The organism is Paenibacillus sp. alder61, assembly GCF_020179875.1.
GTDB lineage: Bacteria > Bacillota > Bacilli > Paenibacillales > Paenibacillaceae > Fontibacillus > Fontibacillus faecis.
Genome location: NZ_JAIUDG010000007.1, coordinates 109,532 through 121,727, shown reverse-complemented (window position 1 = coordinate 121,727; position 12,196 = coordinate 109,532). Strand labels below are relative to the sequence as shown.

Here is a 12,196-nt window from a genome sequence, read left to right as displayed (position 1 = left end):
AGTAGACGTAAAATTTTTGGCTTGGGGTTCGGGTTATTATTGAGTGCGGCTTTGGGGATCGGGGGATGTTTGTCCTACGCGGAAGGGAAAGAGTCGACGAAAAGTTTTGTTGCGAAGCATATGACCAATCTCAACGGCACCTTGGCTACCTATTTAAAGGAGTCCCCCTCGGTCAGTCCGGAAATGGCGGCGGGACGAGAGGCGCTCTCCGAGTCGCTCGGGTTATGGATGCAGGCGGCGTTGGCCGGTAACGATGAGGCCGCTTTTGATAGGAGCTTTGAAACGTTGGACCGCTATTTCACAAAGGATCAAAGTTATATTGCTTGGAAGCTAAGCTCTGACGGAAGTTCGAAAGTCAGCACGAACGCGCTTGGCGACGACCTGCGGATTATTGGGGCTTTGCTGGAAGGGGCGGGGAAGTGGAAGGGACATCCCGAGTGGCGTTCCAAGGCGAAGGGGTTAACGGAAGCCTTGCTGATCCACTCGCAAAAAAACGGATACCTCGTGGATTTCTACGATTTCGCCAGAGAGGAGTCCCCGGATACTTTGGCTCTGGCCTATGTGGATTTATCTACGTTAAAGAGGCTCGTGCAAGAAGAGGTGCTGCACGAGGAGACCTACCTGCGGTACTATACGCTGCTGCAGGACATGCCGGATGACGGTGTATTTTACCCCAAGTCGTTCAACGTGGTCACCGGAGAGTATTCGTATGAAGCCAGCGTAAATATGATTGACCAGCTGATGGTAGCCATTCATACCGGGAAGACGAAAAGAGATCAAGGGGCGCTGCATCAATTCCTGAAGCAGAAGTTCAAACAAACGGGCAAACTGTTCGGACAATACAGGCGAGCCGACCGGACGGCGGCCGTGACGTATGAGTCCCCTTCGGTTTACGGCCTCGCCATCCAGTTCGCCCTTCAACAAGGGGACCGGTCTTTTGCCGAACAACTGTACAAACGAATGCTGACCTTCAAGGGGCGCGATTCCCGCTATCCTGGAGGGTATGTGTTTGAGGCCAATACCCACATTTTTGATAATCTGCTCCCCCTCCTGGGGGAGTATGCGTTGAAGAGAAAGTAATGAATTATGAATTTTAAACATTTTAGAGGTGGGCATGAGAAATAGGAGATTAATCCAGCGCATGGTCTGGGGATACAGCCTGCTGATCGGGTTGGCGGTCGTCCAGGTGCTGCTGGTGTTTGTGAATATGTTTAGGGAGCAATCTTTTACGGCATTCGAATTGGTGTTCAGTATAGGCAGCCTGGCGGCTCTGCTGCTCGGTTTTTTGCTCCCGGTCGGGGTTGCGACCGTCTGTATTTTCGTTTACTTGGTAGCCTATTTCGTGTGGTTGGCGTCTTATGCCGAGGTGGACGTGTTGTCGCTTTCCTGGCTGTGGCTCCCCCCGGCCTATATGGCCGCCGCCGCGTTCATCAAAGTGGGATTGATCCGCAACAAGCGGCTGATGGAGCGGCTTGACGAACTGGAGCAGAGAAATCCGGAAGTGGATTTGGATACTTCGCTCGGGAATAAGGACGCTTTTGCCCAAACGCTTGTGAAACAGTCGAATCTGGCCAACCGGTATTCCGATATATATCATTTCTGTCTGGCTATGTTTAAGATTGATTTTTTGCCGATGGTGCGGGAGTCGCTCGGCTCCCAAGGATATGCCCGGCTGCTCGCTTCCTTGTCGGAGGAGATTCAGGAGCAAATCCGCTACGAGGATTATAAGTTTGGGCTGGGCCGGGGGAGGTTTATTGTTCTATTCCCGATGACGAATCACGAGCATTTGAAGGAACTGACGGACCGGATCAAAAACGCCTTGATGGACATGCCCTTCCTGGACCGGAAAGACCGGGATTTGAAGCTGGTGATCCGCGCCGGAGCCTTGGTTTTTACGAAAGAACAGTTCAGCAAATACGAAGATATCGACGCAGTCATATCCGCGCTTGAGCGCAATACGGAGACGGACTTGATCGGAGAGTACATTTAAAGTCACCCGCGGTTCATGATGGGTGATATGCAACAGGAGGAGTAGGAAATGGCTTATACCGCCTGGTTTATTCCGCTATGCCGGATCGTCAGCCTGATTTTTGCCGCTGCGGTCCTGGTATTGTTTATTGCAACACTGGTCTTTCGGGGACGCGTAAATCGAAAATATGACCGGAGGAAAGTTCGTGGCTGATTTATTATTGGTGTTTTCAATTCTTAGTATTTGGGCGGCCGTATTTCAATCGATTGTGATTATGTCGGGCGCTGTCCGCTTTATTTTTAAACAAAGCCGCAAGGATTGGACGGTTCCCGATCCGGAGCAAATGGAGCACTTCCCTACGATTACCGTCATGGTGCCGGCGCACAATGAAGAATTGGTGATCGCGGCGACGGCGGAGAATATTTTGCGGCTGAATTACCCGAAGGAGAAAGTGCAGCTCATCGTTATTGCCGATAACTGCAGTGACGATACCGCCGGAAAGCTAAAGGCGCTGAAAAGCAAGGAAGCGTTCCGGGACCGGGACTTTATGATCTTTGAACGGACGGGAATCGGCGGAAAATCCGGTGCGCTCAACGACGCGCTTCAGTATGCGAAACACGAGTGGATCTGTATTTTTGACGCCGACGCGGCGCCCGAGCGCAACGCTTTATTTTTTTTGGTCGAAAAGGCGATGGAAGACCCGGAAAATTACGGGGCGGTTTTTGGACGGAACAAGGCGAGAAACCGCGGGCAGAACCTCTTGTCCAAATGCATTAACCTTGAACTGGTTACGGCCCAGCGGATTTATCACACCGGATTATGGGAGCTGTTTAAACTGGGCACGATTCCCGGGACGAACTTTATCGTCAAAACGGATTTGATCCGGGACATCGGCGGCTGGGATACGGAGGCGATTACGGAGGATACGGCCATTTCGTTCGAGATCCTAACGAGGGGACAGCTTATCGCGCTGGCGCCCCAGGCAGAGGCGTATCAGCAGGAGCCCGAACAGCTCGGCGTGTACTTGAAGCAGCGGGAGCGGTGGGCCAAGGGGAATTTTTCCGTCGTGATCGGTAATCTCCACCATTTGTTCAACCGGTCCAGTTGGCGCATCAAACTGCACGTGCTGTACTATACGGCGAGTTACTTCTGGTTTTTGCTGGCCATTATCATTTCGGACATCATTATCGTCATGAATTTGATTTACGGCTTCATCGGGCTGTTTAATCCCGAGGTGGCGATGCCGTTCCAATTTGCGGACGATCTGTACGTGTACCTGATGATTGCTTGGGGACTGATGTATTACCTGTTTGTACTGCAGATCAATCTGGCGCTGGCCACGGATATCGGGCAGAGCACGACGCAAAACTTTATTTTATCCTGCCTCTCTTATTTCACCTATGCTCAACTATTCCTGCTGATTTCCCTGCGCGCTTTCTATTCGATGGTCGTCGATAAAGCGACGGGACGGAAAACGAAATGGTACAAGACGCAGCGATTTGAGGGATAGGGGGCGGTTACCGCTCCGAAAAAGCGACTGGGAAAGGAAGGGAAAGATAAGGCTGGCGTTCGTTTATAATGGGGGGACAACTTGTAGAGGAGGAGTATTATGGCATTCCACGTAAAAAACTATGCTGTCGTCCAATTGCCCGTACGTGATCTGGACGCTTCCGTGAGATGGTACACGCAGATGCTGGGCATTCCGTTCACGTTCGACTATACCCCCGGGGACCCGGAGGCTTGGTTAAATGTCGGGGGAGTCGGCCTGGGACTGATTTACTCGCCCGAGGTCCCCAAGCTGGACTTCACGGACAGCCAGGGGCGGCTTCAGCCGATCATTTCGTTACAGGTGGACAATATTCATGAAGCTTATGAAGAATTAAGGAAGCTGGGGGCGGAAGTGGGGGAAATGGTGTTTAAACCCCAAGGCGGTTACAGCTTCACCTTTAGGGATCCGGATGGACATATGGGGAACTTGTGGGGCGGTTGGCCGCAGGACGGGGAATAAGGTGAAAACGCCCCACCCGTTATACCGGAAACGGGCTTGCGGCCTACAGGAGTTGCATTAAACCTGGCATGGTGCTGTCGATCCGCTAATCTCTTTTGCCGCCGGCTATAATAGCGGCGTTTTGGGCCGTTATTTCGTCCAGATTTGCTTTTTCGGGAAGAATAGCGGTTAAAAAGGGCCTTATTTCTCTGGTGCGAGCTTAAAAATCAAGTTTTTGCCCGACTTTCTCTAAAATAAGGCCCCAAATGACCTCTATTTCACCTCGAAGAGCCAACTTCGACAAAATAGCGCCTCAAAAGGCCCTTATCCACCAGCCCGGCTTCAAAGAGAGGCGGTTACGGCGATTAGCCCTTCGGGTTAATGCAACAACTAGTGCCGCGGGCGGGTAATAGCCGAAAAAACAGCCATTACACGGTATGGTTGCCGATGATCTTGTTTCGGGGTTACCCTGCCCACTCACCTCTCCTCCCGCACAGCCTCCCTTCACGGGGGAATTTCCCGTGAAAGGGGTATCCTCTATGCATACCTGCTCCAGGAGCGCATCGTTTGGGCGACGTCCGCCCCGTTAAGAATCATGCGTTGAATTTCCTCATTGATGAGCTGCCGCGAAGAATTCCATTTCTCATTCAGGTAAAAGCCGCTCGCCTGCACATAATCCAGTTCTTCTATAAACTTGGCCCAGATCGGGTGTTCCGTCATCCCGCTGTCGCGGGCCAGCGACTTTGTCAACGGCAGCGTCTGCGTCTGCCGGAACCGTTCGGGGCGTTCGAGAATGTAATGCTTAAGGAATTGCCATGCCAGCTCCGGATGCTCGCACTTGGTCGTAATCCCGGCGGCGCCCATATAAATCATATTCGCCTCCTCGGCGCGCGGCATCCGGGGTAAGCGGACGATCTGAAATCTTCCGTCCAACCCGAACCGGATCAGGTTCCCGACGTACCAGGTGTAGCCCAGCGCAATCGCGAATCCTTCATGCAAGTCCCCCGCCTTCGACGGTTCGCCCGGTTTGCGGGTGACGCGGTGGACCCGGAAGGCGTCGATTACGCGCTGCATGGCCTCGATCGATGCGGAGCTGTCCGCGTATCCTAGCGTCGTGGAGCCGTCCGGCGACAAATAACGTCCGCCATTTCGCAGGATGAACGGCTCGATCTCCTCGATATCCTGGCCGATACCGAGCCCGAATTGCGTTGCGATCCCGTCCTCGTCGCGAATCGTCAGCTGCTTGGCCATTTCGATCATTTCGTCCCACGTCCAGTCGTCGGAGGGAAGCGGAACATCGGCCTTCTTGAACATCTCCTTATGGATCACCATCAGCGGGAGTGCGATATCGATAGGGAGCCCCGGAAGATTTCCATCCTTACGCGCCACCCGCATAATCCCGGGCTGCAGATCGTCCGCCAAACCGGGCTCACTCTCCACGAACGGCATCAAGTCCACGAATAACCCCTTTTGATTAAAAAGATACCATCCGCCGTCATCCATAATATCCGGACACTCGCCGGATTTGAATACCTGCATCGATTCGAAGTTATCGGCAGCCTACTCGATCGCAATTTCTACCTCCGGATGAGTCTGCTCAAACGAAGTCTTTGCATCCAGGAGATCCCGCATAGGGTCAAACTGCGTCAAATAGCGAAGCTTCATCTTTGTTTGCGCCAAGGCTCATTTCTCCTTTTCCAATTCACATATCGCTTTCTCCAAGTAACCGACCGCGGCGGTTTCGAATTCCTTCGCTTGCGTCAGTCGGGAAATGCAAACGGCCCGCAGCTCATCGGTAAGCAGTTCGGTCGAGCGTATGAACGGTACGTCCTTGCTTAACGCGGCGAGCGATGCGGCGGCCTGTTCATAAGCTTCCGATGCCAGCAGCGCAAGCCGCATGGCTTCGCCTTCAAGCGGCACACGCCGCAAATAGTCCGCCGCATACCGCTTCGTATCCGCATACACGAAGGCCAGCTGCCCCATGCCGTACCGGTTGGCGTGTCCGGACTGGAGATGGCCGATCCAGCGATCATACGCGGCGAGTCCCGACGTGTAGGTTAAATACCCCGTCATAGGGCGGTATTCGCAGCCCTCGCGGGAATAACGCACCGCTTCGCGGATCGCCCGTTCGGTCCGCTCGACCCGTTCGGCCGCGGCGGCTTCCGTTCCGTTCGCCGTGGATGGCCTTGCCGGAACGAAGGCCTCCGCCTCTCCATCGATGCCTACGAGAAAGCGCAGCGGATTTTCCGCGAGATCGTCGTAGGAGAGGCGTTTTCCCTCCGGCTTCACCGCATCGGTCAACAAGACTTCTCGTGCCTCGTCGTCATAGCCGTAAATCAGGGCCCATTCGTGCACATAAGGTTTTGTGGCGAACGTATCGAAGTACAGCACCGGCCTGCCAAGTTCAACATATTTTCGGATGAACGGCAACAGAGCTTCTTCGATCGGCAGCACGACGGGAAACCGTTCGGCCGCCGCCAGCAGCGGAACGGGGGATTCGGCGAGCTGGCCGCACAAAATGGATGATGGGTAGCCGAGCGTTTGCAGAAACGAATGTATCGTCATCCGCCAATCGTAGACATAGATCCCGTCGGCGAATGTGGTTTTGTTTGAAATTTTCATCCGAAACGCAAACCCCGACAGACCCATCAATTCCGCCGTATCCCGCGGATCGCCGAGTGCGGCCAGCAAATGGCCGATCCGGTCGATGAGGGAGACGGCGGTCATTGCATGCGCGGGCCACGGCGGCAGGTCCAGAATTCGTCTCCGCTTCATAGCCATTCCCTCCTTTTCGGGCAGCAGACCGAGCGAGAGGCGGACATGCTCTTCACGAAGCTTGCGGCGGGAACGGTGAAGATAGGTGTAGATGGAGCCGACCGGCATCCGGTGCATCGCGGCGATCTCGTCCGGCGACAGCTGACGGAAGAAATAGTCCTCGAAAATGGACTGCTCCTTGCGTGTCAGGCAGTGAAGAACGGCGCGAATCGTCTCGTAAAGCTCCTTCCGCAGCAGATGTTCGGCCGGGTCGTGCTCGGTACGGGCCGCCTCGGATGCGGAGCGCGTCAAGTGGCCGAGAATGCTGTCGAGGTTCTCCCAATCCACCCTTTCCGCGTGCGTTTTATCCCACGCCGACAACGGCTTCTCCTTGCGGTACGGGCCGCCGCGCCGGAGCCGCATGTTCGCCTGGTTGCGGACAATCCGGTGGAACCACGGAAGGAACCGGCTTGCATCGACCAGCGATCCGACATGCATGAATGCGCGAATGAGCGCGTCCTGGACGATGTCGTCGGCCATATGCGGATCTCCGGTCATCCGCTCGGCGATGCCGTGCGCCTTGTCCCGGTGGCGTTCGATCAATACGCCGAAAGCCTCCGTATCTCCCTGCCGGGCCCGTTCCACCAGCCCTAAGTCTTCCTCCATGATTTGTTCCCTTGTTTCTTTTGCTTCCTTTGCTTCCACAAGTGTGCCTCCCGCTGACGGATAAATGTTGCTGCCATGATATAGAGATGCCGGGCGCCGGTCCAATCTGAACAATATGTGCAAAAAAAATTGGCGTGAATGCGATGATCCCCATCTCTCCCAAGCCGGGCTGAATTGTCAAGCTCTGTTGCTGCCGGGGCGGCCGGATGTTACGCTAGAACTAAATGTTCCATCACCGAAGGAAAGGGTGAGACAAGCATGTACCGGGTTGCCATATGCGACGACGAAGCGCTGCAGAGAGAGCGGGTCAAGCGGATGCTGCTGGCTTTGTCGGTCAAGAGCGGCGTTGAATTTGAGGCTGTGCCGTTCGAGTCCGGCGAACAATTGATAGCGCATTATGAGAGCGGGGAACAATCCTTTCACATTCTCATCCTCGACATTGAAATGAATAACGGACTGAACGGGATCCAGACCGCCCGAAAGCTGAGAGAGATGAAGCGGATCGGCGAACAGATCGTATTCCTGACGAGTTACGCCGAATATATGCTGGAAAGCTTCGATGTCGTCACTTTTCAATATCTGATCAAGCCGGTCGAGCCGGACCTCTTTGAGGAGAAGATGCTGAAGCTGTGCCGTTATTTTGAAGAACGCGAGCAAGACATTTTAATCATCAAATCGACGCATGAGGAGATCGTTCTTCGGCAGGATGACATCATTGCCATCGAAGCTGTCAAAAGCCTGACGGTCAAAGGCAAACTGAAATTCACCACGCTCCATGCCGTCCACGAGGGCCGGGGACTGATTTCCAGCTACGCGACGGCGCTGAAAGAGAACCGTTTTTTACAAATTCACCGCGCCGTTCTGATTAACCTGCTCCACGTGCATAAATTTGCCGGCGGCCAAGTTGTGATGTCGAACGGGATGGAGCTTCCCATCGGGCGTTCCAAGATCAAAGAGGTCAAGGATGCCTGCACAAAATTTATGGTGATGAGGGCGGATTGAGATCATGGAACTCCTTATACTGCCACTGCTGAACCTGGGGATCACGCTGGTTATGGCCGTCCAGGTGAATTTCTACTTCAATTCCGTCTTCGGCAAGGAGAGCGGCAAGCCGACGAAGTGGGCGTACATGATTGCCTTTGTTTTCTTAAACCTGATGTATATGTCCGTTTATATTACTCCGCTCTGGTCCTCGCTGCTGGGACTCGTGGTCATCTTTTCCCTGGCACTGGGGTTCGAGGCGGAGCTCAAGCTGAAAATCATGTTTTCCGTGCTTTATGCGGTCCTGCTCACACTGGTGAACTCCATTTCCCTCTATTTGATCGAGCCTTCCGTTGCCGTGACGGCGGACCCTTCGGACTGGATAACCAAACCGGGGCAGCGACTGTTTGCCATGAGCTTGCTGGTCAGCTGTACAGTCATGTTTGCCGTCGTTCAGATGATTCGCTTTTTGGCCAAACGAAAAAACTACCCCCTCGATTCCCGCTATTATCTGCTGTTCTTAAGCGTACCGGTCATCAGCATCTATCAGGTGAATGTGCTGACGGCCTACAGCGAGAAGAATATTCACTATTTCCTCTCGGTGTTCGGCTTTATTGTCTTAAACGTGCTGGTCGTCTATATTCTCGATACCGTCATCGCCAAGTTCCAACTGCTCCACGAGAATGCCCAGCTTCAGCATCAGATGGATTATCAGGACGCCAACTATGAAAAAACCGTGCACAGCTTCAAAAAAGTCAAACGAATCATTCATGATACAAATCAGCAGTTCTTATACGTGGCGGAATGCATTGCACAGGGCAGGACGGACGAAGCCAATGAGCATATCCGCGTAACGCTAAACAAGATTGAAGATGCCTACCACCGGGTAAACACCGGCAATCTGGCCGTCGACGCGCTGGTAACCAACGCCCTCAACATCGGGCAGGCCAATGGTGTCCGCATCGACACGGAGCTCCGGCTTTATACCCCGAACCTTGGCATCGAACGGTACGACTTGTGCGTGGTGCTGGGGAACATGCTGGATAACGCCATCGAGGCTTCCAAAAAAGTCAAAATCGCCGAAGACCGGTATATTCAGATTCGGATCCGTTCGACCGAGTCCGCCTTGTTCATCCGCATTCGCAATCATGTGGACCAGAAGGTATCGGATTTGCGGAGCCGGAAGGCGAATCCGGATTATCACGGCTACGGATTAACGAACATTCAGCGGATTTGCGAAAAATACGGCGGCCATATGACGATTGAAACCGAATCGCGGACGTTCGACAACATGGTCGTTCTTCCTTTGAGCGCCCAGGAATCCCCGGCTTAATGCCGTTCGGGGGTTCTTTTTTTCGTTTCAGGGCATTTTCGTCCGTTCTGTTCTTTCTCTTTGTATGATGAGAGGCAAGATCTGAATCCGAACAGAAAGAGGGAGAGGATACGATGAAGATGTGGAAACGGATGAGTGCGGGAGTGCTGGCGGCTCTGCTGCTGGCGCTTCCGGTCGCGGAAGAGGCCGCCCGGGCCAGCGGCGGCCCGGCGGTAAATGAGCCGGCCGAAGCCAAGGCTCGCCAATTGGCCGAAGTTCTTGTGGACAATTACGGCGTAACCGGCGTGCAGTATGCGATCCGGGACGAAGGGAAAGTCGTGCTGTCCGGCGGGCTCGGAGTGACGGAATCGGGGAGCAAGACGCCTGTCGCGAAAGAAGCGATGTTCGGGATCGGCTCGGTCAGCAAAATGTACGTGACCGCCGCGGCGATGATGTTGGCGGATGCCGGCAAAATAAATATCGACGTGCCGCTGACGGCGTATATCCCCGAGTTCAAAATGGCCGACGAACGGTATAAGCGGATTACGCCCCGCATGCTGATGAATCACTCGGCGGGATTATATGGTTCGCACTATAAAAACAGCATGCTGATGAATGATAACGATACCGGGAACCATGACCAATTGCTTGAGAACCTGCGGTCCCAGCGACTGAAATCCGACCCGGGCGAGTACTCCGTTTACGCCAATGACGGGTTTCAGTTGTTGGAGATTCTCGTGGAACGGGTGAGCGGAATGAGCTACAGCGAGTTCCTGGCTCGTCATGTCGGCGAGCCCCTGCAGCTGACGTCAACGAAAACGCCGCTGGACGAATTCGACCGCGGCCGCTTGTATCCGATCCGCTTTCCCGGGATCGGCGGCGCTCTGCCTCCGGAGAACGCGAACGTGATCGGAACCGGCGGCGTCTACTCGACCGCCGAAGAGTTGACTCTGTTCGCGGAAGTGCTGACGGGGAAGAAGCCCGAGCTGCTGTTGGCAGCGTCGGCCTCCGCCATGCAGCAGCCGGAGTACCGCAAAGGCGTCTGGGTCAAAGACGAGACGAACGCGTTCGGCTACGGGCTCGGCTGGGACTCGGTCGATCTGGCTCCGTTCGGCGACTACGGCATCAAGGCGTTGACCAAAGGCGGGGACACGCTGATGTACCACTCGGCGCTGATCGCGTTGCCGGAAGAGGACGTCTCCATAGCCTTGCTCACTTCGGGCGGTTCGTCCGTCTATAATACGGCCGCAGCAACGAACATCTTGCTGGCCTACCTGAAAGGGAAGGGGGACATCGCCGAGATCTTGCCGGCCCCAACCTTCTCCGAGCCCGTGAAAAAAGACATGCCGGACCGCTTGCGCACTTATGCCGGCTGGTATGGAACGGTGGGCTCCACGCTTCGGATCACGGTGGACAACGGGGAAGTGAAGCTGCCCGTGCTGATGGGTTTGATTCCCGAGCAAACGTACGTGTACACCGGTGGGGACGAGTTTACGGGTGCGGATGGCCGCACCGTCATCAGCTTCGACGAACAGACGAACGGCCACACGTACATCCGCGTCAAGAGCCACCTGGAGTTTCCGGGTCTCGGGCAGGCGGTCATGGCCTATTACGAGTACCAGAAGCTGGCCGATAACCCGTTGAAGGATACGGTCTCCAAGGCCTGGAAGGAGCGGAATGGACGGACCTACTATGCGTTGGACGAAAAGATCAATTCGTTGTTCTACCTGTCGCCTTCGGTTCTGACCAAGAAGATCGAGCTTAACAAGGACGGCGGCTATGCCAACGGGGCGAAGATTACGGACGAAGACCACGCCGTCAACGTCGCCGAAATTCCGGTCATGAACGGCCGCGACGCCTTCGACCTGGAGTTCTTCCGCAAGGACGGCATCGAATATTTGCGGGCCGACGGCCGGACGTATGTGGAAGAGGCCGCCGTGAAGCCGATCTATGGCGGCGCTTCGTCCATCGTCACGATTCCGGCCGAGAGCGGCGGCGCACGCTGGTTCAAAATCGGCGGCGAGGCGGTAGGCCGGACCATGACGGTCGATCTGCCTCAGCATGCGGGATTCGTCGTCTATGAGCCGAAAGGCGGGCTGGTGAGCTTCTCCGCCGCCGACGGCAGCCGCACCGCGGTTCTGCCGGAGGACGGCCTCATCGTCTTCGGCGGTCGGCCAGGCGATGTGTTGAAGATCAACATGACGGCGGAATCTAAATAAATGATGGAGTACGCAAACAACCCTGATGGCCGCCGCGTGGCGGTTTCAGGGTTGTTTGTTCGGCGGCTTCTCCTTGCCCAGGCTTGTACCTGGGCAGGGGTGCGATTACCGGGAATTTCTCCCGTTATTTTGACGCTAAGGCGGAGGCTGAAGCGAATTAGCAGGAAAACCTCCCGCTAATTCGCCTAAAATAGCGTATATTCGCAACTCCGCTTCGAATTAGATGGAACTTTTCCCGCTAAATCCGATCCAAGGGCCAAGTGCGGTAAATTAACGGGAGGTTTTCCCGTTAGTTTGCAGGTGACGCC

General features: G+C 54.8%; 10 protein-coding genes. 8 read left to right on the top strand and 2 right to left on the bottom strand.

What is annotated here, in order from left to right; genetic code table 11:
* Nucleotides 1-39: 39 nt before the first annotated feature.
* The 5 genes from LBW89_RS09160 (at nt 40) to LBW89_RS09140 (ending at nt 3,977) form a co-directional block, all read left to right on the top strand.
* Entirely contained in the window at nt 40-1,080 is a 1,041-nt protein-coding gene (locus LBW89_RS09160; protein WP_225039036.1) for a glycosyl hydrolase, read from the top strand.
* 34 nt (nt 1,081-1,114) lie between these two features.
* Nucleotides 1,115-1,990, top strand: coding sequence for a GGDEF domain-containing protein (locus LBW89_RS09155; RefSeq protein ID WP_225039035.1), 876 nt, complete (start codon nt 1,115-1,117; stop codon nt 1,988-1,990).
* Between the two features lie 48 nt (nt 1,991-2,038).
* Nucleotides 2,039-2,182 carry a hypothetical protein gene (locus LBW89_RS09150; RefSeq protein ID WP_213506601.1) on the top strand — a complete coding sequence of 48 codons (144 nt, stop codon included), beginning with the start codon at nt 2,039-2,041 and terminating at the stop codon, nt 2,180-2,182.
* Entirely contained in the window at nt 2,175-3,479 is a 1,305-nt protein-coding gene (locus LBW89_RS09145; protein ID WP_225039034.1) for a glycosyltransferase family 2 protein, read from the top strand. Before LBW89_RS09150 ends, LBW89_RS09145 begins: the two co-directional genes overlap by 8 nt.
* A gap of 99 nt (nt 3,480-3,578) precedes the next feature.
* Entirely contained in the window at nt 3,579-3,977 is a 399-nt protein-coding gene (locus LBW89_RS09140; RefSeq protein ID WP_148453818.1) for a VOC family protein, read from the top strand.
* 516 nt (nt 3,978-4,493) lie between these two features.
* Here the strand turns inward: LBW89_RS09140 and LBW89_RS09135 are convergent.
* Together LBW89_RS09135 and LBW89_RS09130 are read right to left on the bottom strand one after the other, a co-directional pair.
* The gene (locus LBW89_RS09135; protein WP_225039033.1) at nt 4,494-5,495 is read right to left on the bottom strand and encodes an extracellular solute-binding protein; all 1,002 of its coding nucleotides are present in this window, start codon (nt 5,493-5,495) and stop codon (nt 4,494-4,496) included.
* A gap of 144 nt (nt 5,496-5,639) precedes the next feature.
* Nucleotides 5,640-7,415, bottom strand: coding sequence for an RNA polymerase sigma factor (locus LBW89_RS09130; RefSeq protein WP_225039032.1), 1,776 nt, complete (start codon nt 7,413-7,415; stop codon nt 5,640-5,642).
* A 219-nt stretch (nt 7,416-7,634) separates the two neighbouring features.
* Here LBW89_RS09130 and LBW89_RS09125 point away from each other — a divergent pair, with 219 nt between their 5' ends.
* From LBW89_RS09125 to LBW89_RS09115, 3 genes are all read left to right on the top strand, one after another.
* Complete coding sequence (locus tag LBW89_RS09125) at nt 7,635-8,378, top strand: LytR/AlgR family response regulator transcription factor (RefSeq protein WP_148453812.1); 744 nt, start codon at nt 7,635-7,637, stop codon at nt 8,376-8,378.
* 4 nt (nt 8,379-8,382) lie between these two features.
* The gene (locus LBW89_RS09120) at nt 8,383-9,690 is read left to right on the top strand and encodes a sensor histidine kinase (protein WP_225039031.1); all 1,308 of its coding nucleotides are present in this window, start codon (nt 8,383-8,385) and stop codon (nt 9,688-9,690) included.
* Between the two features lie 113 nt (nt 9,691-9,803).
* Nucleotides 9,804-11,888, top strand: coding sequence for a serine hydrolase domain-containing protein (locus LBW89_RS09115; RefSeq protein ID WP_225039030.1), 2,085 nt, complete (start codon nt 9,804-9,806; stop codon nt 11,886-11,888).
* Nucleotides 11,889-12,196 lie beyond the last annotated feature (308 nt).